Consider the following 24,296-nt stretch of genomic DNA (forward strand, 5'->3'; position numbering starts at 1 on the left):
CATTGATCCGCATCAAAACCGCGTCTGAAGCAAGAGCCTGCCAGAATACACTGACAGACTCCTTTCAGGTATAATGGAATGAATATGTCATTTGATATATTTTGTGTTTGGTGTAAAAACAATGAAAGATGAAAAACAGTACAGAAATAATTAGAGAAAGCCGTTCATTATTGGACGGCTTTTCTTATGGAAATATCTTGAAATTAATGTTAGTATATGCTATAATATAATCATATGTTTGTATCGGCTAACAAATATAAAGTTCATGAGGTGATGATATATGCTGAAGTATACTTGCAAATACTGGAATATTCTTGCACCACTCGTCAGAAAATCGCTGAAGAAGCATTACGGAAAGGCTTTTGCAGATAAGACGATGACAAAAGCGAAAGCGGAATATCGAGCAATGCTTGAACGTGTGGACGATATCGGCGCAGATAATCCCATGGCTTCAAATATCTACATGAACTTTGTGTTTTTTGCAGTGTATAAAGCTGCAAACGGAAAAATTACGATCAAGGCTCTGAGAACGATCGCTCATGAAGCAATGGAATGGAAACCACTGAGATTAATAGGAATATTTGTAAATGCCAATAAACCGAGCGGTATCCGTTCAATTCGGAAAATGATGCTGAAAAACGCTGAATGGCTCGAAAAGCACCAGAAGTATAAGAATGTGTCTTGGGACTTCAATTTTGACGAAAATAAGCATCGTGACGGATATTACTATCATTTTACGCAGTGTCCGCTGAACAACTTTGCAAGGCGTGAGGGACTTCTTGATGTACTTCCCGTGATGTGTGATATGGACTTTCTGACCGCCGATCTGATGCACGCAAAGCTGCACCGTGAGAATACGCTTGCAGGCGGCGGAAAGATATGCGATTACTGGTATGTGGGAGATAAAGTGAATAATCCGAAATAACAGAGTTGTAACGGTGGAAATGGGGAGAGAAATGACTTTGACATCCTTGCTGACATTATGCAATATTGTTTTGCTGTGCCTGAATACGGTATTGCGTGGCCGTTGCTGTTTTGTCCGTTTGCAGGTTTGATCGTTGCTGCAATCGGTGTTTTATTTAGTTAGTTGGAAGCTTGTATTATGATATTGTCGCAGGAATTGTGGTTATGCTTGCAAAAGTAATATGACGGAAGTGATAGAATGAATTATAATGACATTGGCAGCAGTCTCTATTGGAAGTGGATACGCAAGCTATTTATTATCAATTGTTCGGCGGATTGCTACTGATAATGAAAAAAGCAAAAGGAGGTCAAAAGTATGAGATTTGATAAACGAGATAAAGTTGTAAAAGCACCGAATGGGCTGAATAACCCGTTTTACAAGCTGACAAAAACTGTCGTAAAAGCAGCAAAAATAAAAAACAGTCTCATCGGTACAAAAGAAGAAGTCCTTGCGAAAGCGGCGAAAATGAATGCTAAAAATCGCCATTTCATCATGCCGACAGATAATAAGGCACACTATACCGATCATCTGATACAGGGACAGTATCACTGCGTTGAAATTGACATTGAAAAGACACGGTGTAAAAATGCGATACTCTTTGTGTTCGGAGGCGGAATGATACTCGGCTCTGATAAAGGCGATATCGGGCTTTCGAGAAAGATCGCAGAGAAAACAGGCTCAGATGTGTGGTTCCCGTATTATCCCCTTTGTCACGAACACGATATGCTTGAAAATGTGCAGATGATATTTGAATGCTATGAGAAAATGCTGACATTTTACAAGTCTGAAAACATAGTATTTCTCGGCTTTTCATCGGGCGGTGCGCTGATACTCGACCTTATAACCTACATCAACGAGCTGAATGACAGCGGCAAAGATATCCCCATGCCCGGACTGCTGATTCCAATATCCCCGGGAAGTGTTCCCGTTACCGAAGCTGAAAAATCAGCGATAAAAGCACTTGATGAAAGAGATATCATGATACCTGCGGAGTATATGTATACTGCCCATGATATCATGTGTCACGGCAAGGATATTCCCGAAATATACCTTGCGACCGCACACGGCGACTTTCGCAATGCTCCCATGACGCATTTCTATTACGGCAGTGCTGAAACGCTGTATGCCTTCGCTCCAAGCTATGCGGAGAGTTTCAGAGATGCAGGTGCAAAGTGCATTATTCATGTGGGGCAAGGAATGCATCACTGCTATGCGCTGCAATACTTTATTCCCGGCTGTAAGCCTGCATTTGATGAGATAATGGAGCTGATATGCAGATACTTCAAGAAAGGAACACGATCATGAGTTTTACAGATAATTTTGGAAATCCCAAAGGACTTCTCGGACGTATGATGCTTACAACAATGGAAAAAGAACATTTGCCAATGGCACAATGGGCGTTGAAGCAGATAAAGATACCAGATAATGGCAAAGTTGCGGATATAGGCTGCGGCGGAGACTATAACATCAGGCGTATGCTTGAAATGAGTTCAAGAGCAAAATTCATCGGACTTGATATATCAGATGAGAGTGTTAAAAAGGCTGAAAAGGTCAATAAAGCTGAGATCGGCAAGCGTGTTAAGATCACCAAAGGCAGCGCAGAAAAACTGCCGTTCAAAGAAAACAGCATCGACCTGATAACAGCATTCGAGACAGTGTTTTTCTGGAAAAAGCCGGAAAAAGGGTTCAAGGAAGTACACCGTACTCTTGTAAAGGACGGCTGCTTTGCGGTTATCAACAATTACGGCGATCCCAATGTGGATTGGGAAAAGAAAGTGCCGTGTATGACGAGATACACGGCAGAGCGGATAGCCGATTTGCTTAAAAAAGTAGGATTTTCAGATATATCGGTGAATAAAAAGGATAATCTGTTTTTAGTCATGGGATACAAAGAATAAAGGAGTGTTATCAATGAGTGCAAATTATAAAAACTGGGTGCCAAATGGAATGATAACTGCACTTACTGCTGGAACGGCGGTTCTCGGTGCAGGAACGGCAGCACTGATGTGTGCAAAGATTGATCCGAAAATGAAAAAGGCACTTGTTGCAACAGCAGGTGCAGGTACAATTGTATGCGGTGCAATGACGGCTTGGAGCATCTATGCCCACAGTAAATTTTCTTATGACGGCAAACGTCAGCTTTCAAAAGAGATAGTTGAGGGAACTGCGGAATACATCACACTACCCGAAGGCGGGATAGGTCTTGATGTCGGCTGCGGAAGCGGTGCGCTGACTATTGCTTGTGCAAAGCGTAATCCGCAGGGGCGAATGATCGGTATTGAACGCTGGGGCATGGAGTATGCTTCATTCAGTCAGCAGCTCTGCGAGGACAACTCCGATGCAGAGGGCGTTAATAATACCGAGTTTCATCAGGGCGATGCCTGCAAGCTGGAATATCCTGATGAGTATTTCGACGCAGTTACAAGCAACTATGTTTATCATAACATCACAGATGTGGACAAACAGGAGCTTCTTCGTGAGACTCTGCGAGTGCTGAAAAAAGGCGGTACATTTGCTATCCATGATATTATGTCAAAGGCTCGGTACGGCGATATGCAGCAGTTTATCAGCGAGCTGTATGCTGAAGGCTATGAGGTCGCAGAGCTTATCGACACAACAGACGGTATGTTTATGACAAAGGGTGAAGCGAAAATTCTTGGTCTGAGTGGTTCGTCGCTTCTGGTTGGGAAGAAATAAATTATGATAATAAATGTGTTGATATGCGGTCTGATATGAAAAAAGGTGATATTATGAATAAAAAAGAACATTTGCCGATTTTCGGAATAGGACCGTTTCTTGTAATTGGAATGGCAATTATTACTGCGGTCGCTGTTGTATTATTCTGTTATGTGTTCAATATCGGCACATTAAGCGGTTTTCCTGCTACATTGCTGCGTGCTGTCGGAGTTATTCTGACGATAGCAGGTATTATTATCTGGTTCATTGGTGCAGTGCGTTCGGACATGGACGAGAATATCAAGGGAAATAGGCTTAAAACAAATGGTATTTACGCTTGGGTAAGAAATCCCATGTACAGCGGCTGGTGGATACTTATCTCAGGGAGCAGTCTTTTATGGCATAATGTCTGGCTTATTCCTGTAATTTTCATCAACTGGTGCATTATGACTGTAGTGCTGAAAAACACAGAGGAAAAATGGCTGCGTGACCTTTATGGACAGGATTATGAGGATTACTGCAAGCGTGTCAATAGGTGTATACCATGGAAACGAAACTGAAAGGAATTATTAACATGACAAGTACAGAATACAAAAATTTATCCGTAAAGGAGTTTACAAAAGCTGCCGAGATATACGAATCGGATCAGGCAGGTATATATAATATGTGCAAGAAGGATTATCCCGACATACTGGCAGAGCTTGAAAAAGAGCCGTTTAACGATCTGTTGGACTGCGGATGCGGTACTGCTCCGATGCTGACGCTTTTACATGAAAAATATCCCGATAAGCATTATACAGGCATTGACCTGACTCCCAAAATGATCGAGGTCGCAAAAGCTAAGAAAATGGAAAATGTGGAGCTTGTAGTCGGTGACTGTGAAAAACTGCCATTTGCAGAGAATTCATTCGACGCAGTGATATGCTCTGAGAGCTTTCATCATTACCCTAATCCGCAGGATTTCTTCAATAGCGTTTACCGTGTACTCCGTCAAAATGGAAGATTTATTCTGCGTGATGTAACAGTTGAGCCTTCAGTTAAACGCTGGCTTTTTAATCATATCGGCGTGAAGCTTGTAAACCTGACAGGCAAGGGCGACGTTCGTATTTATGGCAGAGATGACATCAAGAAATTATGTGATAATGCAGGACTTCATCTGGAGTTATTTGAAAAGAGAGCGTCTTATCGGCTGCACGCCGTTATCAGAAAAAACAAAGCTTGATTCAGGGCACAAGCAGTTCGGTCAAATACACGCTGCTCAATTGCAAGAGCACATTTTAATAATTATTCGGAGCAAATGTGAATTTATAAAATTATATTTGTACATACTAACAAAAATATCTGCCTTCTTTATGTTTGTTATAGATAACAATACAAAAATAAGTCTTTATCATTGACAGTTAAGTCTCTAAGTGATAATATTTATAATGTTATAAAGAACTAACTTAAAGGTGGTGAGAAAGTGGCGGAATACCAATTGTTCCCCGATATAAAATTTATGATCGGCAGACATGATACTGATTTTGTATCGAATGGGACGGAAATAAGCTTCTGTATCAGCGGCATATGCGAATATTCTGTAGGGCAAAAATACTATTACCTGAAAGCAAAGAACTGTATCGTTCTGCGAAGCAGTTCTGATACGGCAATCTCATATTCATCTGATTACTGCGGTATCACGCTGCTGATAGACTCACAGTTCAAAAGCACTGCTTTTTCGGAGATCCTTGATATGCAGGATATAATGAGAAAAATGTCTCACTGTGAGAGCTGCATATTCAGTGCAGATGAAAAAATTGAGAAGCTTTTTTCGGATATATATAAAGAACAGGGAACTTCAAAAGTGGAAATAATGAGAATTAAGGTGCTGGAGCTGCTTATGCTGCTAAGTGAACAGAAAAACGCCCACTGTGAGCAGCAGGAGATTATAGAACTGGTGGGAGCTTTTATAAGCCGTAATGTATCGGATCACTATACTATTTCCGAGCTTTCAGAAATGTTCGGTATCAATCCGACTACGCTGAAAAGTGCGTTCAAGCAGTATCACGGCTGTCCTGTGTATGCCTATGCCAAAAACAGGAAGATGTTCCGTGCAGCGGAGCTTATGAGCACTTCTGATATGCGCATAATAGATATTGCAGAGGAAGTGGGATACTGCAATGCAAGCAAGTTTTCATGCGCATTCCGTGAAGTGATAGGAGTTAATCCAAAGTATTTCCAAACGGAGTACAAAAAGCTGCATACTCGTCAGAACTGCTTTATATCGGAGAATTTTGCTTATTAGTATCATATACCAACTTTTTCTTTTCGGAGCGGAAAAGAGGCTTACTATATGGTATCATAATATCAACGAAACCAATTCTTTCGACAATTTATTGAGGTGATATTATGAAATTCAATGATATTCCATGGGAAAAAATAGGTCTTTTTGCAGGCGGAGTTCTTTTCGGTACAGCAGGTATCAGAGTACTTTCGAGCAAGGACGCAAAGAAGTGCTATACACAGGCGACTGCGGCTGTACTCCGTGCTAAGACAGACGTAATGGCAACTGCTTCAAAGGTGCGTGAGAACTGCGACGATATCCTCGCTGACGCAAAGGAGATAAACGAGCAGAGAGCCATTGAGGAAGAAGCCGCCGTTATTGCAGATGAGTGCGAAGAAATAGCAGATACAAGCGAAGAATAAAACGAAACAGACCGATAAGTTGGCTTCTGTTGGCAAAAAAGCGGGTTACCGAGTCTAAAACTATGGGCTCGGTAATTTTATGCCACGAGCCGCCTGAGGGGGCTCCCCTCCGACCTGTTTTTATAGGAGGATATAATATGAAATGCAAGATACTTCATGAAACAAGAGGGCGTATGCGAGTCCGCTTCTGCATAAAGCGAATGACTGTAAAGCAGGCGGATATTGCGGAATATGCACTTTCTGCTGTGGTAGGAGTAACGAGAGTTCAGGTGTTCGACCGCACCTGCGATGTGGTCATTGCCTACAACTGTGACAGGGACAAGATCGTGCAGAAGCTCTCATGTTTCTCTTTCGATGATGAGAAAAACTTATCTCTTGTACCCGAGCAGACAGGCAGAAAACTGAATAAGCATTATGAGGAAAAGCTGGCGGCTGTCGTTATAAGAAGAGGTATCAACAAGCTGATACTGCCGCAGCCCATTCGCAGGATAATTGCTGTCATAAAAGCTGCAAGGTACATATTTCGTGGAATGAAATGCTTGCTTAAAGGCAAGCTTGAAGTGTCAGTACTTGACGCTACTGCTATCGGGGTTTCGCTTCTCCGCGGTGATTTCAAGACCGCAGGCTCGGTGATGTTCCTGCTGAATGTTGGCGATATACTTGACGAGTGGACACACAGAAAGTCCATTGACGACCTTGCGCGCACCATGTCTCTCGGAGTAGAACAGGTGTGGACAAAAACTGCTGACGGTCAGGAAGTTCTCGTGTCTGTCAACGAAGTACGCAAGGGCGATATGATAGTAGTCAGAACAGGCTCTATGATACCTCTTGACGGCAAGGTCATTTCGGGTGACGCTATGGTAAATCAGTCCTCCATGACGGGCGAATCTGTGCCTGTTCACAAGAGCGAAGGTGCTTACGTCTACGCAGGAACAGTTGTTGAGGACGGCGAGTGTACTGTATGTGTGGAGAATACCGCTGGCGGCGGACGATATGATCGTATCGTCAAGATGATAGAGGAGTCCGAGAAGCTTAAATCCTCCGCCGAGGACAAGGCTTCGCATCTTGCGGATAAGCTTGTACCGTGGAGCCTTGGCGGTACACTGCTCACATGGCTGCTGACACGAAACGCTGCAAAGGCGTTGTCCATACTTATGGTGGACTTCTCCTGCGCTCTTAAGCTTGCAATGCCTATATCAGTACTTTCCGCTATGCGTGATTGCAGCCGAGAGGGGATAACCGTCAAGGGCGGACGTTTCCTTGAAGCTGTTGCGGAGGCTGATACAATAGTTTTTGACAAGACGGGAACGCTTACTCATTCAAGTCCGAGAGTTGCTCAGGTAATAACCTTCGGCGGACGCGATGAGGACGAAATGCTGCGTCTGGCAGCCTGTCTTGAGGAACATTATCCTCATTCTATCGCAAATGCTGTTGTAGCTGAGGCAGCCGAGAAAGGGCTTGAGCATGAGGAGTTCCACTCGAAGGTCGAGTATGTGGTGGCACATGGTATTTCAAGCATGGTGGAGAATGAGCGTGTACTCATCGGAAGTCACCATTTCATTATCGAGGACGAGGGCTGCACTCCGCCCGATGAGCGTATTTTCAGACATCTACCAAAGGAGTATTCACACCTGTATCTCGCCATAGGCGGAGAAGTTGCAGCTGTAATATGTATTGAAGATCCGCTCCGTGAGGAAGCTGCCGATGTGGTGAAGAAGCTCCACGAATACGGCATATCCCGTGTAGTTATGATGACGGGAGACAACGAACGTACAGCAAAGGCGGTCGCTGAAAAAGTTGGAGTTGACGAGTATCATGCAGAAGTACTTCCCGAGGACAAGGCTGCGTTTATAAGAGCCGAGCATGAGGCAGGGCGCAAGGTCGTAATGATAGGCGACGGCGTGAACGATTCTCCTGCACTGAGCGAGGCTGATGCAGGTATAGCCATAAGCACGGGAGCTGCCATTGCTCGTGAAATAGCGGACATAACCATATCTGCCGACGATCTTTACGCACTTGTGGAGCTGAAACGCATGAGCAATGCTCTGATGAAGCGCATTGGCTGGAATTATCGCACGATAATAGGCTTCAACGGTGGACTTATCGGACTTGGTGTTCTGGGAGTACTGCCGCCAGCAACATCTGCGCTGCTGCATAATGCTTCAACTCTTGCCATAGGCTTGAAAAGTATGACAGAGCTGAAATAGATCGGATATAATGAAACGCTCAGGATATTTATTCCTGAACGTTTAAATTTTTACAGCGAAAGCTATCAGCATAGTATCCTACCAACGGCTAATGGATAATGGCTGGATTACGTATTGGTTCGCTTTTCGGGATTTTTTAACGGCTTCTTGCGATACATATTGACAAGACGATAGATATGTGATATAATTTGTTTTGGGAAGTTATTATATACTAACAAGTATATTTTCAATATCAGCTGTCTTGTGTATGATGATCTTTAAATAAAAAAAGGATGTGCTTTAATGCTTGGAAAAGAAAAAACGGAAAATTATCTCAGAACAATATTAAAAATCCAGGAAACGTGCGGCAGTGCAAGAGGCATTGATATTGTCGGGGAGCTCGGTGTTTCAAAACCAACAGTAAGTATTGCTGTGCATGAGCTTGAAAAAGAGGGATATATCGAGTGTACCAACAGCTACAATATAATTCTTACAAGGAAAGGCATAGAGCTGGCTAAAAAAATAAAAGGAAGATATTGTTTTTTCCTTTTGATGCTCCGATATATGGGAGTTGGAGAAGAAAACGCGAAAATCGATGCGTGTAAAATGGAACACAGTATGGGCGATGAGTCATATAAAGCACTTTTGGACTTCTTTCTTCATAATCACCCCGAGATCGTATCACAAGAGAATAGCGGGTTTAAGGAATTATTTTTTGATATGTAGTTTGTATTTACTAACTTAAAATCATCAGAATACATAAGTTGTACCCGAATGATCGGGTGTATGGAATAAAAGACATGGTCGAAGTGCTTAAAGGCATGGAATAAAATTAAAAAAGGAGTATTTATTATGGAACTTAAATTAGGTGATGTGCAAACTACTGCACTTATCCCGCTTGCAGTCAAGGCAAGTGAGACGCTGCGGAAAAATGCACGTATCAGGGACAATATGGCTGTCGATATCATCAGAACGCTGAACATAGATACAGCGAAGTATGATAAATTCATGTCCCACGAAGGTATTGTTGCAAGAACGATCATGCTCGACCGTCAGCTAAAAGGTATCATTAAAAGAGATCCTGATACCGTTATCGTAAATGTGGGAGCAGGCTTTGATGATCGTTTTTCCAGAGTCGATAACGGAAAAATACTGTGGTTCGATCTTGATCTTCCCGATGCGATAGCTGCAAGAAGAAAGGCTTTTCCTGAGCGTGAACGTGTTACCATGATCGCAGGAAGTGCATTGGAGGACAGCTGGTGCGGACAGGTAAGGGAGTCACTTGCAGGCAGAAAGTCAAAGCCTGTTATCATCGCTGAGGGATTATTTATGTACCTGACGCTTGAACAGATACGTACATTTCTCGAAGTGCTGAAAAATAATTTCCCTGACGGCGGTACTCTTATCGCAGAGCAGAACTGCAAGATGATGCAGAAAAACGAAAAGCACCATGATACCGTAAAAAACACAAATGCCCACTTCGTGTCTGGTACGGATTCGGGGCAGGAGATAGCTGATCTGACTGACGGTATACAGTTCGTGGAAGAACACAGCTTCAATGAAGAAATGAAAAAATACAGTATTCGTGCGAAGCTTTTTGCGCTTTTGCTGCCAAAGTTAAATGACCGCTGGGCGACTTTCACATGGTAACTTTATTCTGAAACCGTTATTGCACAGTTTTGCTTGATCCGTTTATAAAGCTCTGCGGCAGGCTATTTACATTATGACAGCTGATAAGATAAAGAAAGGTAGTTTATTATGCAAAGAGAAGTTACAACAGGATTGCTGCTGCCGTTTCTTGGTACAGCGGTCGGTTCAGCCTGTGTCTTCTTCATGAAGCACAGCCTGAGCAAACAAATACAGCGAGCGTTGACAGGCTTTGCAGCAGGTATTATGACAGCTGCTTCGATATGGAGCCTTATCATTCCTGCAATGGATATGTCGGACGGTATGGGCAAACTTGCTTTTCTGCCTGCTGTTATCGGCTTCTGGTGCGGTATACTTTTTCTTCTGCTTCTTGACAGTGTTATACCTCATCTGCATATGAATGCTGAAAAAGCGGAGGGAGTACCATCACGACTTGCGAGAACGACTATGATGGTGCTTGCTGTAACTCTCCATAATATCCCTGAGGGAATGGCTGTAGGTATAGTTTATGCAGGCTTTCTGGCGGGCTCATCTGATATGACATCGGGTGGAGCGTTTGCATTGGCTCTTGGAATTGCAATACAGAATTTCCCCGAAGGTGCGATCATTTCCATGCCGCTTCATGCTGAGGGGAAAAGCAAAGGCAGAGCATTTGCGGACGGTGTACTTTCAGGAATAGTTGAACCGATAGGTGCAGCACTCACGATTATGTTTGCAGGACTGTTCCTGCCTGCAATGCCATATTTATTGAGCTTTGCCGCAGGTGCTATGATATATGTTGTCGTTGAGGAGCTCATACCGGAAATGTCAGAGGGTGAACATTCAAATATCGGCGTTATCATGTTTTCTGTAGGATTTACACTCATGATGATACTTGATGTTGCACTCGGATAAAAGCGTATATAATGCAAACTCGCCTGTACCGAAAAGTACAGGCGAGTTTTGTTATAAAAAAATAGGAAGGTCCATGAAGATATCAGTATCGTATGCTCACTTCTTAACGTTGAAAGCTCCCATACCGGGGTAGCAGGCAGCAGCACCAAGCTGTTCCTCAATGCGGAGAAGCTGGTTGTATTTTGCAACACGCTCCGAACGTGAGGGCGCACCTGTCTTTATCTGGCAGGTGTTAAGTGCGACTGCGAGATCGGCGATAGTTGTATCTGCCGTTTCACCCGAACGATGAGAAGAAATAGCTGTATATCCTGCCTTGTGAGCCATTTTTATAGCTTCGAGAGTCTCGGAGACCGAGCCTATCTGATTGAGCTTGATGAGTATGGAGTTGCCTGCGCCGAGAGATATACCCTTTGCAAGACGCTCTGTATTTGTAACGAAAAGATCATCACCGACAAGCTGTACCTTGTGACCGATCTTAGCGGTCATTCGTTGCCAGCCTTCCCAGTCCTCCTCGTCGAGACCGTCCTCGATAGATATGATCGGGTACTTGTCAACAAGTGCTTCCCAGTGAGCGATAAGCTCATCGGAAGTGAATTCCTTGCCTGACTTTGGCTGCTTGTAGAAGCCCTTGCCTTTTTCGCTCTTCCACTCTGAGGATGCAGCGTCCATAGCGATCATAAAGTCCTTACCGGGCTCAAAGCCTGCCGCTTTCACAGCCTCAAGTATCTTTTCGATAGCCTCTTCATCGCTTGTGAGTTTGTTTGGAGCAAAGCCGCCCTCATCACCGACTGCTGTAACGTCGCCCATATCTTTAAGCAGCTTTTTCAGTGCATGGAACACCTCAGCACACCAGCGCAAAGCTTCCTTGAATGTGGGAGCTCCAACAGGCATTATCATGAATTCCTGAGTGTCAACAGCACTGTCAGCGTGAGCACCGCCGTTGAGAATGTTCATCATAGGTACAGGGAGTTTAGTGCCCTGAATACCGCCGAGGAAACGGTAAAGCGGAATATCGAGCGAAGCGGCAGCTGCTCTTGCACAGGCGATAGATACGGCAAGTATAGCATTTGCGCCAAGCTTTGACTTGTCCTTTGTGCCGTCAGCCTTTATCATAGCTGCGTCAATTGCGTAAATGTCGGAAGCGTCCATACCTGTGATAGTTTCGGCAATAACAGTGTTGATGTTCTCAACTGCCTTTGTTACACCTTTTCCGAGGTAACGTTCACCGCCGTCACGGAGCTCAAGTGCTTCAAATTCGCCTGTTGACGCACCGCTTGGAGCAGTTCCTCTTGCGACTGTTCCGTCAGCGAGAGTTATCTCAGCTTCTACAGTAGGATTTCCGCGTGAGTCCAGTATCTCGCGTCCAACGACCTTTTCAATTTCTAAATAGTCCATAGTTTTCTCCTGTTTTGATATATTTAATGTGGTAAACACATTATTGACGTTGCAGGCTCTTGTATGCAGGATGTTCGTACCTTATCATTTTTAAACCTGAAAGGAGCCTGCTATAATGATTTATTCTGTTAGAATTAACTAACATAATTATTATATCATTGCACAACATTTTTGTCAATGGATATTTATTAGTTTGTGAATACTAATATAATGGAATGGACATTTGGCGATTATAGTGTCGGAATTGACTGAATGTGTATAAAAATTATAGACCAAAATATCAGACAAATCGGCTTCATAGCTTGAAAACTTCAGATCATGCCGATAATTAATGAAATGCTGAATTATATACTTAGTAACCAAAAAAATGTTAGTCAACGCTCACAATATGTTACTGTATACAAACATTATGTAAAACAACTTTTAAATGGTTGACAAATAGCAGTAGTGGTGATAATATAAATATGTTATATAGCGCTAACCCATAATTAAATATTCTCTACATAACTGAATACAAAATAATAAATGAAACGGAAGGATGAAAAATGATGCCGTTAAGTTCAGCAGAGCCCGAAAAGGAACTGACTATCAAGAAGCTGGGAGGTACTCCCGAGATACGTCAGCATCTTGAAAATCTGGGATTTACAGTGGGAGGAACAGTCAAGCTAATAAACGTGCTTGGGGAAAATGTCATCGTTAAGGTGAAGGAGTCACGCATCGCTATCGGTGCGGATATGGCACGGAGAATAATGGTCTGATAGGAGTGAGAATATGAAAACACTTAGAGAAACTGCTGTGGGTGCGACTGCAAAGGTCAAGAAGCTTCACGGCGAGGGGGCAATAAAACGCCGTATCATGGATATGGGACTTACAAAGGGTACAGAGGTATTCGTCCGCAAGGTCGCTCCGCTTGGCAATCCGATTGAGATAAAGGTGCGCGGCTATGAGCTTTCGCTCAGAAAGGCAGACGCTGAGCTTATCGAGGTCGAATAACTATAACAAGGACTGTGCAAAGTCCTTGAATTTTAACAATATGTTAGTTTCAAATAACACGAAAGGAAGATATAAATGGAACTGCGAATAGCACTTGCAGGCAACCCTAATGCAGGCAAGACCACTCTGTTCAATGCATTTACGGGTTCAAATCAGTTCGTTGGAAACTGGCCCGGAGTTACTGTTGAGAAGAAGGAGGGAAAGCTGAAAAAGCACAGTGATGTTATCATCACCGATCTGCCGGGTATCTATTCTTTATCACCCTATACTCTCGAAGAAGTCGTTGCAAGAAACTACCTTATAGAAACCAGACCAGACGCTATACTCAATATCATAGACGGCACAAACCTTGAACGTAACCTCTACCTGACAACTCAGCTCGTTGAACTTGGAATACCTGTAGTTATTGCTATCAATATGATAGATGTGGTAAACAAAAACGGGGACAAAATAAAGATAGACGAGCTTTCAAAGCAGCTGGGCTGCAAGATAGTTGAGATATCCGCACTGAAAGGTACGGGAGTTGATGAAGCTGCCGAGGCTGCAATAGCTGCTGCCAGAAACAGCAAGACTATTCCACAGCACACATTCAGCGGTCCTGTTGAACACGCTATCGCTCATATCGAAGAAGCTGTACTCCACGATATGCCCGAAGAGCAGCAGCGTTGGTACGCTATCAAGGTATTCGAGCGCGATGAAAAGGTGCTGGAGAAGCTGAATATCTCGGAAAACATACATAAGCATATAGAAGATGATATCGTTGCTGCTGAAAAGGAACTTGACGATGACGCTGAGAGCATCATCACCAATGAGCGTTACATCTATATAGCTGAAGTTATAAAGGCCTGCTACAGGAAGAAAAACGCAGGCAGCCTTACAGCTTCTGATAAGATAGACAAGATCGTTACAAACCGCTGGCTTGGACTTCCTATATTTGCAGTGATAATGACACTTGTATATCTCATTGCAATGAAAGGTCCGGGAGCTTGGGCTACGGACTGGACTAATGATAATCTCTTTGACGAAGGCTTCCACCTTTTCGGTATCGGTTCATCAAAGTATTCTGAAATTGCAGATGAATATGCAGGCGCACAGCAGATAATCGATGGCTATGACGCATACATCGAGGAAAACGGTGCACCTCCCGAAGGCGAGTTCACTTACTCTGTCGAGGACGAGGAAACTCTCGAAACAACAGATGAAACTGCAACTATCGAGGACTACAACGATGCGCTTGCAACTATTGAGCGTATCGGTGAAGAGCCCGATCCTGCGGACTACGGCGTATTCGTACCAAGTATCCCTGATCTGGCAGAAAAAGGTCTTGGCAAGATAGGGGCTGCCGAATGGTTAAAGGGACTTATTATTAAAGGTATCATAGGAGGTGTGGGAGCAGTTCTCGGATTTGTACCACAGATGTTAGTGCTGTTCTTCCTGCTTGCTTTCCTTGAAGCCTGCGGATATATGGCTCGTATCGCATTCGTGCTCGACCGTGTGTTCAGAAAGTTCGGTCTCTCGGGTAAATCCTTCATTCCTATGCTCGTAGGCGTAGGCTGTGGAGTTCCCGGCATCATGGCTTCAAGAACTATCGAAAATGAGCGCGACAGACGTATGACTATCATCACTACCACATTCATTCCATGCGGTGCGAAAGTACCGTTCATCGCAATGATAGCAGGAGCTATTTTCGGCGGTTCACCGCTTATTTCGGTATCGGCTTACTTCATCGGTATGGCTGCTATAATTATATCGGGTATCATGCTGAAAAAGACGGCTATGTTCTCAGGCGAGCCTGCACCGTTCGTTATGGAGCTCCCTGCATACCATATGCCTACACTCAGCAATGTTCTCCGCTCAATGTGGGAGCGCGGCTGGTCCTTCATCAAAAAGGCTGGCTCTATCATACTTATTTCAACTATCATCATCTGGTTCCTGTCACGCTTCGGAACAGTTGACGGCAGCTTTAAAATGCTTGAAGAGGATCAGCTTGACAGCTCGCTCCTTGCAAGCTTCGGCTCGCTTATCGCGTGGATATTCTCACCTCTGGGCTGGGGCAACTGGCAGGCAGCCGTTGCATCTATCACAGGTCTCGTTGCAAAGGAAAATATCGTCGGAACTATGGGAGTTCTTTACGGCGGAGGCGATGGAACTGTATGGCAGACACTTGCATCAAAGTTCACAAGCATCACTGGATTCTCGTTCCTTGTGTTCAATCTTCTCTGCGCACCGTGCTTTGCAGCTATCGGAGCTATCAAGCGTGAGATGAACAACGCAAAATGGACGGCATTTGCTATCATTTATCAGTGTGGATTTGCTTATGCTGTTGCACTTATGATAACACAGTTCGGCGGACTTTTTACAGGCGAGTCAAACATTATCGGAGTTGTCGCAGCAGCTGCAATACTTGTATTCATGTGTTATATGCTCTTTGTGAAGAAGTATCACGAAGCTTCAAAGCTCAAGGGCAATGTAAAGGTAAAAGCGTAAAGCTTAAAGGAGTGGTAATATGCTGGCGTGGCTGACTGAAAATCTTGGTACTATCATCGTATCACTTATACTCATTGCTGTAGTCTTACTTATCATTGTAAAGATGATAAAGGACAGGAAAAGCGGCAAGGGTTCATGCGGCTGCGGTTGCGAACACTGCGCTATGCACGGTAAGTGCCATACAAAATAAACATCAATCATCATAACAACGGGGCGATGCGGACATCGCCCCATACAAAAGCACATATGTTAGTATAAGCTAATATAAGGAGATAAAAATGAGCATAGTAATCGTTGGCGGCAATGACCGCATGGCAACACGTTATCAGGATATCTGCAAATCATTCAACCACAAGTCTAAGGTCTTCACTCAAATGCCTGCGGACTTCGAGAACAAGCTTGGTACTCCTGATCTTATGGTAGTTTTCACGGGGACTTGTTCCCATAAAATGCTTGGAGCAGTAAAGAAAAGCTCCGAAAAAAACGGTGTGCCTGTTGAGCACGTTCACAGCTCCAGCGTAAGTGCGCTGAAGCAGCTTCTTACTGACATTAAGGGGAAAAAATATGTCCGAAGTTGAACGCAGAAGTATTGACAATACCATTGCATTTCACAGTGCTCCCACGCTTCTGGGAGTAAAGTGTGCCAACCTTATTTCATTTGACAGAAATGAGCGGATAATCGCAGAGTATCTTAACGGTTCAAAAGACGGATTGTCTGAAAAAGGATTGATCGCTGTACAGCTCTGCAAATGCCGTGAACGCACACTTGTATACATATACAACCCGAAAATGCTGACAGCGTGGCTCAGTATGCCGCAGGTTCAGCAATTCCTTTCAGAATACGGCTATACCTGCGATATGAGCATTGAACAAAAGCTCCGCAGGCTATCATGCCGTATAAGCTGCGGAAGTTTCCCGCATGAGATAGGAGCATTTCTCGGATATCCCGTTGAGGATATCCGAGGTTTTATCAGTAACAGCGGAAAGAACTGTCTGCTGTGCGGTTACTGGAAGGTCTATGATAACGCCGAAAAGGCACAGCAGACATTTAAAACTTACGATCGCTGCAGGGATATCCTGTTCGATAGATTAAATCAAGGGCTGAACTTGTTTCAGGCTATTTCCAAGGAGGAAAATATATGAAAACAGCAGTAATTTATTGGAGCGGTACAGGCAATACCGAGGCTATGGCCAAGGCAGCAGCCGAGGGTGCAAATGCAGAGCTTTTTGAGGTATCAGAGTTCAAGGGCAATGCAGCAGACTATGATGCTTTTGCATTTGGCTGTCCTGCAATGGGCGCAGAGGTACTTGAAGAAGATGTGTTCGAGCCGTTCTTCACATCAATAGAGACTTCACTCAGCGGCAAGAAGGTGCTTCTTTTCGGCTCATACGGCTGGGGTGATGGTGAGTGGATGCGTAACTGGTATGACCGTACAAAGGCTGTAGGCGCAGAGCTCATCGGCGATGAGGGATTTATTGTAAACGAAGCTGCTTCAGATGACGATCTTGCAAAGCTTAAAGAGCTTGCTGCACAGCTTGCATAAGGAGACAGGTGCATGAAGAAAATTACATCATTTATATGCGCCGCAGCCTGCTTTGCGGCTGCCGCAGTTCCTTTCACAGCTAATGCTGCCGACGGCGACAAGGTATACGGCACAATGAATATCCCTTATGCTGATTTCTATGCAGCAGAGCTTAATAACAGCGTTCCCGTTGACGCAGTTTCTTCCGCAACTACAAACAAGTGGAAGGGCAACGCTACAGGAAGCATGGGCGATGACGGAAAGTGGCAGAGCGGCGGACTTGCCGCAGGTACATTCAATGCCGAGACTGAAAACGGCGGCGGAAAGATACTGGGCGTTACCTATCCCGTTGAGATCGCAAAGGCAGATCTTGAAGCACTTACCGATAAATACGGCTTTACAGAGCTTTCCGAAAAGCCAAAGGCATACAAGCCTGTTACAGTTGAAAGCGGCAAGGCTTCTTTTGGCAAGCTTGTGGATACAGACGGAGCTGAAACTCTCAGCGGTGAGATGACCGTATCGAGCCTTACAAGCTGGGGCGACTATCAGATAAACGTTAAGGGCATACCTTCCAACTGTGATATTTACGGTGTCATCGTAAAGACAAAAGAGGGTACTGATTATGGTATGCGAGCTCTTGAAAATATCTGGCGAAACGGACAGATAGCATGGGGTACAGGCATAAAGGAGAAAGAGCCTCACGGCAATACTTTGTCATCGGAACACTACAAGACATCTCAGGGACAGACTGTCACTGATGTAACATTCATCACTCTTGACGGCTACAGCACTCTTTCGGGACAGAATGGATATCTTCCCATAAAGTTCGCCGACAGCCTTACAGTCGAGAGCGGCAAGTCGGGCAAAGGCTCTGTTACATTTGACAACTCTGCCTTTCCTGCTGATTACAAGATAAAGGGCGAGGTGGCTGACGGTTTTACAGTATCGGAAAATACAGTAAGCTACAATAACGCTCAGCCGGGTAAATATACGCTTACTGTTTCCGATGAAAACGGCAAATATTCCGACGTAAGAGGAAGCTTCACACTTACAACTGACGCTATCCCTGTTAAGTATTCCGACGGCAAGCTTGTGGCTGCAGACGGTGCTTCTCTGACAGACGCAGCAAACTACCTTAAAAATATCACATCTGTAACAGTTGGCGAAAAGAAGTATGCTACAGGCAGACGAGGTGTAACTGTCATTGACTCTCAGACAGGTGAGATCAAGCTTGACGCTAAGTCGGGCGAGGAAAATGTTTTCGACGGCTCAGGCAAGTACAAACTCACTGTTGAAGCAACAGGATATGAGAAGAATTATGAATTTGATATAAATGATCAGGCATCAGTAACAGCAACTACTACATCTACTACAACATCAACAAATACAGCTTCAACATCCAAGACAACAGCAAAGGCAACAACTACTACAGCTAAAAAGACAACAACTGCTTCAAAGACAGACAGCCCTAAAACAGGAGTAAGCGGCGCAGCACTGCCCGTTACATTCCTTGCGATTGCAGGAGCATCTGCATTCGTATTCAGAAAGAAGAAATCTTGATTAACTCTCCATGATACAATGACCTCTGCGGCTCATGCTGCGGAGGTCAAATACTGTAAAGAGGTAAATAATATGTTATTTTTGATCGCACTTTTCATAGCGGTTATTACCGCATTCTGTCTTGACAAGCCGCTGAAAAAATGTCCTGCGGCATTTTATGTGACAGCAGCTGTGCTGACCGTGACATCTGTAGTTATTACTCAGTCAGACATAAATATATCGAGCAGATTTGTCAGAGATTATGTTCTCGGGATATTCTCACGCGGAGCTATGGGCACTGCATTCTGGGCAGTCGTCATGTGGGCAGGAGCACTGCCAAACGGTTCAGCTCCCATAAAGAAGCTCATGCCCATACGCGGTGAGCTTTCCATAACAGCGGCTATACTTACTTTCTCGCACATCATCACCTATGGTCTGACATACATCTCAAACCTTATCAAGGGCAGAACAGGCTCGGATTTCGTTATTACAAGCATCGTATGTATCGTAATGGTATTGATTATGACACCGCTGACGGTAATGTCAGTGAAGAAGATACGCAAAAAGATGAATGCTAAAACGTGGAAGAAGATACAGCGTTTTGCGTATGTTTTCTACGGCCTTATCTATATCCATATCCTTGTACTGTTTATACCAAAGGCTCAGAAGGGAAGAGATGGCTATTTTCTCAGCGTACTTGTGTACAGCGCAGTTTTCATCGGCTATGCTGTAATGCGTATCAGGAAGTATTACATTGCAAATAAAAAGCCAGATAAAAAGCTTGTCCCAAACGCAGTATGTGCCTGCGCTTTTGCCCTGTCGTTTGCACTTGTGGGAGCTATTTCATACGGTATGGGAACTAAGTCTGCAAAGCCGTCGGCTGATGTAAGTGAAAATGCGGCGACCTTTACATTTGCCCCTGCCACAACAGTCGTTACGGAAGAAGCTGTGACTACTGCAAGCGACAGCAAAAAGACTTCCGAAACCACAGTGGGCACAACATCAAAAACTACAGTCACAGAGCCTGCAACCTCAAATAAAAAGGACGAAAAGACTCCCTCAGATGAGGAAGAAAAGCATGAGGAACAGGAGCATAATGACGAGCCCGAACAGGAGCAGCATGAGGAAGAAACTCCTGCAACAGAGCCGCAGGTCACATATAAATACAGGAACGGTGAATACGAGGGAGAAGCAGAAGGCTATGCAGGAAAGGTACACGTAAAGCTGAGCATTGAAAATGACGCGATTACAAGTATTTCCGCATGGGCTGACGATGACGATCCCGAGTATTTCGGTGACGCTATGAATAAGGTCATTCCGCAGATAGGAGCAAAGGTAAGCGCAGACGGAATTGATGCCTGCTCGGGAGCAACATACAGTTCAAACGGTATCATCGACGCGGCTCGAAAGGCATTGGAAAAGGCGATGAACTGACATAAAATGAGAAATACGGCTGTTTCATGATATAAGCTTATTTGCGTTAAAAAAAGAAAGTCTTATCCCCGTATCACAGGGATAAGGTTTTTTTATGAAATATACTCACAGCCATTCTTCAATCTCGCTTTTCAGAGCAGTTCGGCTCGTCACCACAAGAGGCAGTTCCTTAAGGTCAAATCGGCAGGGCGTGAAAAAGGGCATATATTTAAGCTATATAAAGGCATTTGACATAAAAAGTTGATTTTTTGTTTGTTATGGGTTATAATGGTAGTGATATAAATACATGGTATCTCACATGACGAGATATCATATCGCAGCATAACAGTACAGGTTTCAGCTTGATTTTAATTATCTCATCTGCGCATTTACGTTTGAGCAAGGTGAGGGATAAATAGTAAATTTAAGATAAAGTCTTTTGCTATAAAAATTATGATACAGCAGTATGAGCCCGAACATTCGGGCTATTTGACTGTTTTAGTGCCTTTGCTGTTATATGGAACAACAATAAAACGATCAATGGGAATAATAAAATGAAAGAAAAAAACAATTCAAAACTAAAATGCTGGATATTTCTGATAGTATGCTTCTGCATATTTTCAGGTATCAGCGGTGCAATAAGAATAAAAAGAGAAAGGAGTATCCCTGCACCATTAAGTCAGGAGCAGCTTGATGATATTGATATCAGCAATGCGTCAAAGCTTATGATAGTTGCTCATCCTGATGACGAAACTATATGGGGCGGAGCTCATTTGCTTGACGGCGGCTACCTTGTGGTATGTATCACTAATGGCTATAATACCGAACGTGCTGACGAGTTTCGCAGAGCTGTTGAGCAGTCTGGAAATACTCCTCTGATACTCAGCTATCCCGACAAGGTCTTTTTCATGCGTGATGACTGGTCTGACGCTAAAAAAGGCATAGAGTCCGATATAAGCCGTATTATGTCAGCAAAGCACTGGGATATTGCTGTTACGCATAACCCCAAGGGGGAGTATGGTCATATCCACCATAAGATGACTAATGAACTTACAGTTCAGGCGTTCAATGAGACTTGCGGTGCAGATAAGCTGTATTTCTTCGGAGATTACTACAAAGCTTCCGATATCGAAAAGGCAGGCGTTTCTGTTATACCTGATGAGGTTATGCAGAAAAAGCTGAAGCTCTGCGACATCTATTCCTCTCAGGAGCGCACAATGGAAAAGCTTTCTCATATGTTTCCTTTTGAGAACTGGAAGGAGTACAGCAAATGAAAAATACTACAGACAAGCTGAATTTTCGCAGCGATATTATAGCTGTTGTATCCTTCATGCTTATGACTATGCTGATAATCCCTGCATTCCTGTCGCCTGACATGGTCTATGGTTCGCAGACCGACTGGGCATCGCAGCATTATGCTATCCCCGAATATTTCCGTACACTTTTTTACGATACGGGGCAGCTCATACCTTCGTATGCACCTAATATCGGCGGAGGAGAGAGTATATTCTCGCTTTCGTATTACGGCTTTCTTTCGCCTATAATACTTCCTTCGTATCTGCTTCCCTTTGTACCTATGGGAATATATATAATGCTGGCTTCGCTTATAGCTGCACTTGTTTCCGAGTGTGAACTGTATCTGCTTCTGCGCAGACGCTATACACCGTCAATAAGCCTGCTCACGACTACATTTTTCGTATTGTCAGTGCCGCTCATACTCAATACTCACAGACAGATAGTGTTCACGTCATATATGCCGTTCATGCTTATGACGCTGCATGGAGCTGAAAGGTTCTTCCACAGCGGCAAAAAGTCGATGCTGGCAGCAGGAATGTTCCTGACGGCAATGTGCAATTACTATTTTATCCCTGCGGAGGCAGCAGCTGTTATTGCGTACGGTGTATGGCTCATACTTGAGAAAAACGGTAGTATCAGCTTCAAAAAGCTCATACCCTATTCGCTTTGTATAGCAGCAGGACTGCTCGCATCAGCAGTGTTGACTCTCCCCACTGCATATCTTCTTGCTCAGAACAGAGATGCTTCGGCAAATGCAGTATCACTAAAGGAACTCCTGCCAACATTAAGATTTGACAAGCTTACGTATTACAATTCGGCAATGGGACTGTCAGGCTTCGGTGTGCTTGCAGGATTATACTATCTTTTCAAGGGGAAAAAGCACCAGCGTTTTGCTGCGATACTGATACTTTCGTTCCCTATATTCCCTGTAACACTGTATCTGCTCAATGGTACGCTCTATACCGATCCGAAGGTGCTGTTTCCGTTCCTGCCTATGGCTCTTACGCTGACAGCTGATATGCTGAATGGGCTTTCAGAGTTCAAAAGCAAAAAGTTTCTGGTATTTTTCGTACTGTTTTCGGTACTATCCTTTTTCATAAGCGGAATGAGCCCTATGCTGGGGGCATATCTGGCAGACGCAGTTGTGGTTGCAGTTGCTTTGTATATCTATATCCGAACTCATAAAAGCATATTTGTTGTACTGACCTTTGCTGTACCTATGGTAGTATGTCTGTTCGCAAACAACTACGACCAGCTTGCTTCAAGAGAAGGCTATGATACAGCAAATTCAAAGGAAGTATACAAAATGTTATCTGAAATGCCCGACGATGATATCTACCGCACGGCAGTAGATACAAGAAGACTTTACACAGTGAATAAAGTATATTCTCCGCGGCATTACAGCGATACCATTTATTCCTCGCTCCATTCGCACTATTACAACAGTTTCTACTTCAACGAGATGTATAACGAGAATGAATACCGTAATTCCGCACTGACTGTACGTTCAAAGAACATATTCTTCAATTCATTTATGGGCGACCGTTATTACATAACAAATCAGCCTGTTTCAAATTACGGCTTGGAGCTTATAAAGAATGACGGAGAATATTACCTTTACGAGAATAAGAATGCTTTCCCTATGGCATACATCCGCAGAGATGTAATGAGCGAAAGACAGTATGATACACTGAAATATCCCGATAAAATTATTGCGCTTATGAATTATACTATAGTGCCGCAGGATATGCCTGATGTGAAGCTTGACACTGAGCTTGAAGCTGTTGATATGAGCGACATTTTCAACAGTGCAGTTTCGGAAGAGCGGAACGGCGAAAAGGTCATAAGCACTGATGACGGTATAGCTGAATTCAGCTATAAGCTGCCCGAGAAAGCTTGCGGAAAGATACTTATGCTGCGCTTTCATGTTGCCGATCCCATAGAAAAGGGCAAGATGAGCTGGGAGAACAAGGGCGATGTAAGAATAAATATAAACGGCATTAAAAATACCCTTTGCAATCCTGAATGGAAATACAAAAACGGCAATAACTTTTTTGAGTATGTCATATCGGATATGAGCGACAAGCTCGATATCATTATCACAGGAGGAGATGTGCGCATTTCTGATATCGAAGCTTATGCTCTCGATGCGGATAAGCTGACGGCAGCTTCTTCGGAGCTTATACCTTTCAAGGCAGATATGTCCGCAACTCACGGCGATGTTATAGCTGGAAATATTTCCGCCGACTATGACGGCATCGCTGCAACAAGTCTGGTCATGAACGAAGGCTTCAGCGTTACTGTAGACGGGAAAGAGGTAAAGCCTGTCAGGGTAAATACTGCGTTTCTCGGATTCCCTGTAAAAAGCTCCTCACATAAGGTAGAGATACGTTTTAAAGCACCTCTCCTTGCAATCGGAAAAGCAGTTTCTGTATTTGGCATTATCATGCTTTTAATGTGTTTAGGTCTGGACATTGCAGGCGGCAGGAAAAAAGCTGATATCAGCCATAAAACATGATAAAAGCAATGAACTTAAAAGCTTAAAATTCCCCGCAGCTGCGGGGAATTTTCATATGTTATCAATTGTTAAAAAATAAA

Annotated in this window: 24 protein-coding genes; 23 read left to right on the forward strand and 1 reads right to left on the reverse strand. The window is 43.8% G+C overall.

Going from position 1 to position 24,296, the window contains the following annotated elements; genetic code table 11:
- Positions 1-280: 280 nt before the first annotated feature.
- From QZZ41_RS03455 to QZZ41_RS03510, 12 genes are all read left to right on the forward strand, one after another.
- Positions 281-925: an L-2-amino-thiazoline-4-carboxylic acid hydrolase gene (locus tag QZZ41_RS03455; protein ID WP_295068224.1), complete on the forward strand. Its 645-nt coding sequence runs from the start codon at positions 281-283 to the stop codon at positions 923-925.
- A 354-nt stretch (positions 926-1,279) separates the two neighbouring features.
- Positions 1,280-2,269 (forward strand): alpha/beta hydrolase, encoded by a 990-nt coding sequence (locus QZZ41_RS03460; RefSeq protein WP_295068227.1) that lies wholly within the window; start codon positions 1,280-1,282, stop codon positions 2,267-2,269.
- Complete coding sequence (locus tag QZZ41_RS03465; protein ID WP_295068230.1) at positions 2,266-2,862, forward strand: class I SAM-dependent methyltransferase; 597 nt, start codon at positions 2,266-2,268, stop codon at positions 2,860-2,862. The genes QZZ41_RS03460 and QZZ41_RS03465 overlap by 4 nt, the downstream gene beginning before the upstream one ends.
- Before the next feature lie 13 nt (positions 2,863-2,875).
- Complete coding sequence (locus QZZ41_RS03470; protein WP_295068234.1) at positions 2,876-3,661, forward strand: class I SAM-dependent methyltransferase; 786 nt, start codon at positions 2,876-2,878, stop codon at positions 3,659-3,661.
- A gap of 53 nt (positions 3,662-3,714) precedes the next feature.
- A complete protein-coding gene (locus tag QZZ41_RS03475; protein WP_295068237.1) occupies positions 3,715-4,200 on the forward strand; it encodes an isoprenylcysteine carboxylmethyltransferase family protein in 486 nt (161 codons plus the stop codon).
- Positions 4,185-4,862: a class I SAM-dependent methyltransferase gene (locus QZZ41_RS03480; protein ID WP_367267432.1), complete on the forward strand. Its 678-nt coding sequence runs from the start codon at positions 4,185-4,187 to the stop codon at positions 4,860-4,862. The genes QZZ41_RS03475 and QZZ41_RS03480 overlap by 16 nt, the downstream gene beginning before the upstream one ends.
- Before the next feature lie 240 nt (positions 4,863-5,102).
- On the forward strand, positions 5,103-5,924 hold the full coding sequence (locus QZZ41_RS03485) for an AraC family transcriptional regulator (protein ID WP_295068239.1): 822 nt from the start codon (positions 5,103-5,105) through the stop codon (positions 5,922-5,924).
- A 104-nt stretch (positions 5,925-6,028) separates the two neighbouring features.
- Positions 6,029-6,325 carry a DUF6110 family protein gene (locus tag QZZ41_RS03490; protein ID WP_295068242.1) on the forward strand — a complete coding sequence of 99 codons (297 nt, stop codon included), beginning with the start codon at positions 6,029-6,031 and terminating at the stop codon, positions 6,323-6,325.
- A gap of 137 nt (positions 6,326-6,462) precedes the next feature.
- Positions 6,463-8,532 carry a heavy metal translocating P-type ATPase gene (locus QZZ41_RS03495; RefSeq protein WP_295068245.1) on the forward strand — a complete coding sequence of 690 codons (2,070 nt, stop codon included), beginning with the start codon at positions 6,463-6,465 and terminating at the stop codon, positions 8,530-8,532.
- Between the two features lie 282 nt (positions 8,533-8,814).
- Positions 8,815-9,237, forward strand: coding sequence for a metal-dependent transcriptional regulator (locus QZZ41_RS03500; RefSeq protein ID WP_295066567.1), 423 nt, complete (start codon positions 8,815-8,817; stop codon positions 9,235-9,237).
- Positions 9,238-9,363: 126 nt separating this feature from the next.
- A complete protein-coding gene (locus QZZ41_RS03505) occupies positions 9,364-10,161 on the forward strand; it encodes a class I SAM-dependent methyltransferase (RefSeq protein ID WP_295066564.1) in 798 nt (265 codons plus the stop codon).
- Positions 10,162-10,269: 108 nt separating this feature from the next.
- On the forward strand, positions 10,270-11,052 hold the full coding sequence (locus QZZ41_RS03510) for a ZIP family metal transporter (protein WP_295066562.1): 783 nt from the start codon (positions 10,270-10,272) through the stop codon (positions 11,050-11,052).
- A 96-nt stretch (positions 11,053-11,148) separates the two neighbouring features.
- On the opposite strand, the gene eno is transcribed toward QZZ41_RS03510, so the two are convergent.
- Entirely contained in the window at positions 11,149-12,447 is a 1,299-nt protein-coding gene (gene eno, locus QZZ41_RS03515; protein ID WP_295068248.1) for a phosphopyruvate hydratase, read from the reverse strand.
- Positions 12,448-12,992: 545 nt separating this feature from the next.
- Here eno and QZZ41_RS03520 point away from each other — a divergent pair.
- From QZZ41_RS03520 to QZZ41_RS03570, 11 genes are all read left to right on the forward strand, one after another.
- A complete protein-coding gene (locus QZZ41_RS03520) occupies positions 12,993-13,205 on the forward strand; it encodes a FeoA family protein (protein WP_295068251.1) in 213 nt (70 codons plus the stop codon).
- Between the two features lie 13 nt (positions 13,206-13,218).
- Positions 13,219-13,440 (forward strand): FeoA family protein, encoded by a 222-nt coding sequence (locus tag QZZ41_RS03525; RefSeq protein WP_295068254.1) that lies wholly within the window; start codon positions 13,219-13,221, stop codon positions 13,438-13,440.
- Positions 13,441-13,515: 75 nt separating this feature from the next.
- A complete protein-coding gene (feoB, locus tag QZZ41_RS03530) occupies positions 13,516-15,927 on the forward strand; it encodes a ferrous iron transport protein B (protein ID WP_295068257.1) in 2,412 nt (803 codons plus the stop codon).
- Positions 15,928-15,946: 19 nt separating this feature from the next.
- On the forward strand, positions 15,947-16,117 hold the full coding sequence (locus QZZ41_RS03535; RefSeq protein ID WP_295068260.1) for a FeoB-associated Cys-rich membrane protein: 171 nt from the start codon (positions 15,947-15,949) through the stop codon (positions 16,115-16,117).
- A gap of 88 nt (positions 16,118-16,205) precedes the next feature.
- Positions 16,206-16,505, forward strand: coding sequence for a DUF2325 domain-containing protein (locus QZZ41_RS03540; protein ID WP_024860593.1), 300 nt, complete (start codon positions 16,206-16,208; stop codon positions 16,503-16,505).
- Positions 16,492-17,070, forward strand: coding sequence for a DUF3793 family protein (locus QZZ41_RS03545; RefSeq protein ID WP_295068265.1), 579 nt, complete (start codon positions 16,492-16,494; stop codon positions 17,068-17,070). The genes QZZ41_RS03540 and QZZ41_RS03545 overlap by 14 nt, the downstream gene beginning before the upstream one ends.
- Positions 17,067-17,471, forward strand: coding sequence for a flavodoxin (locus QZZ41_RS03550; protein ID WP_295068268.1), 405 nt, complete (start codon positions 17,067-17,069; stop codon positions 17,469-17,471). Before QZZ41_RS03545 ends, QZZ41_RS03550 begins: the two co-directional genes overlap by 4 nt.
- Before the next feature lie 12 nt (positions 17,472-17,483).
- Entirely contained in the window at positions 17,484-19,010 is a 1,527-nt protein-coding gene (locus tag QZZ41_RS03555; RefSeq protein ID WP_295068271.1) for a hemoblobin-interacting domain-containing protein, read from the forward strand.
- Positions 19,011-19,082: 72 nt separating this feature from the next.
- Positions 19,083-20,423, forward strand: coding sequence for an FMN-binding protein (locus QZZ41_RS03560; protein ID WP_295068274.1), 1,341 nt, complete (start codon positions 19,083-19,085; stop codon positions 20,421-20,423).
- A 533-nt stretch (positions 20,424-20,956) separates the two neighbouring features.
- Positions 20,957-21,676 (forward strand): PIG-L family deacetylase, encoded by a 720-nt coding sequence (locus QZZ41_RS03565; protein WP_295068277.1) that lies wholly within the window; start codon positions 20,957-20,959, stop codon positions 21,674-21,676.
- Positions 21,673-24,216: a YfhO family protein gene (locus QZZ41_RS03570; protein WP_295068280.1), complete on the forward strand. Its 2,544-nt coding sequence runs from the start codon at positions 21,673-21,675 to the stop codon at positions 24,214-24,216. Before QZZ41_RS03565 ends, QZZ41_RS03570 begins: the two co-directional genes overlap by 4 nt.
- The last annotated feature ends 80 nt before the right edge of the window (positions 24,217-24,296 follow it).

This window comes from Ruminococcus sp., assembly GCF_016283395.1.

Coding starts and splice junctions, on each gene's coding strand:
- QZZ41_RS03455 (WP_295068224.1), top strand. CDS start 281: ATGCTGAAGTATACTTGCAAATACTGGAATATTCTTGCACCACTCGTC.
- QZZ41_RS03460 (WP_295068227.1), top strand. CDS start 1,280: ATGAGATTTGATAAACGAGATAAAGTTGTAAAAGCACCGAATGGGCTG.
- QZZ41_RS03465 (WP_295068230.1), top strand. CDS start 2,266: ATGAGTTTTACAGATAATTTTGGAAATCCCAAAGGACTTCTCGGACGT.
- QZZ41_RS03470 (WP_295068234.1), top strand. CDS start 2,876: ATGAGTGCAAATTATAAAAACTGGGTGCCAAATGGAATGATAACTGCA.
- QZZ41_RS03475 (WP_295068237.1), top strand. CDS start 3,715: ATGAATAAAAAAGAACATTTGCCGATTTTCGGAATAGGACCGTTTCTT.
- QZZ41_RS03480 (WP_367267432.1), top strand. CDS start 4,185: ATGGAAACGAAACTGAAAGGAATTATTAACATGACAAGTACAGAATAC.
- QZZ41_RS03490 (WP_295068242.1), top strand. CDS start 6,029: ATGAAATTCAATGATATTCCATGGGAAAAAATAGGTCTTTTTGCAGGC.
- QZZ41_RS03495 (WP_295068245.1), top strand. CDS start 6,463: ATGAAATGCAAGATACTTCATGAAACAAGAGGGCGTATGCGAGTCCGC.
- QZZ41_RS03500 (WP_295066567.1), top strand. CDS start 8,815: ATGCTTGGAAAAGAAAAAACGGAAAATTATCTCAGAACAATATTAAAA.
- QZZ41_RS03505 (WP_295066564.1), top strand. CDS start 9,364: ATGGAACTTAAATTAGGTGATGTGCAAACTACTGCACTTATCCCGCTT.
- QZZ41_RS03510 (WP_295066562.1), top strand. CDS start 10,270: ATGCAAAGAGAAGTTACAACAGGATTGCTGCTGCCGTTTCTTGGTACA.
- eno (WP_295068248.1), bottom strand. CDS start 12,447: ATGGACTATTTAGAAATTGAAAAGGTCGTTGGACGCGAGATACTGGAC.
- QZZ41_RS03520 (WP_295068251.1), top strand. CDS start 12,993: ATGATGCCGTTAAGTTCAGCAGAGCCCGAAAAGGAACTGACTATCAAG.
- QZZ41_RS03525 (WP_295068254.1), top strand. CDS start 13,219: ATGAAAACACTTAGAGAAACTGCTGTGGGTGCGACTGCAAAGGTCAAG.
- feoB (WP_295068257.1), top strand. CDS start 13,516: ATGGAACTGCGAATAGCACTTGCAGGCAACCCTAATGCAGGCAAGACC.
- QZZ41_RS03535 (WP_295068260.1), top strand. CDS start 15,947: ATGCTGGCGTGGCTGACTGAAAATCTTGGTACTATCATCGTATCACTT.
- QZZ41_RS03540 (WP_024860593.1), top strand. CDS start 16,206: ATGAGCATAGTAATCGTTGGCGGCAATGACCGCATGGCAACACGTTAT.
- QZZ41_RS03545 (WP_295068265.1), top strand. CDS start 16,492: ATGTCCGAAGTTGAACGCAGAAGTATTGACAATACCATTGCATTTCAC.
- QZZ41_RS03550 (WP_295068268.1), top strand. CDS start 17,067: ATGAAAACAGCAGTAATTTATTGGAGCGGTACAGGCAATACCGAGGCT.
- QZZ41_RS03555 (WP_295068271.1), top strand. CDS start 17,484: ATGAAGAAAATTACATCATTTATATGCGCCGCAGCCTGCTTTGCGGCT.
- QZZ41_RS03560 (WP_295068274.1), top strand. CDS start 19,083: ATGTTATTTTTGATCGCACTTTTCATAGCGGTTATTACCGCATTCTGT.
- QZZ41_RS03565 (WP_295068277.1), top strand. CDS start 20,957: ATGAAAGAAAAAAACAATTCAAAACTAAAATGCTGGATATTTCTGATA.
- QZZ41_RS03570 (WP_295068280.1), top strand. CDS start 21,673: ATGAAAAATACTACAGACAAGCTGAATTTTCGCAGCGATATTATAGCT.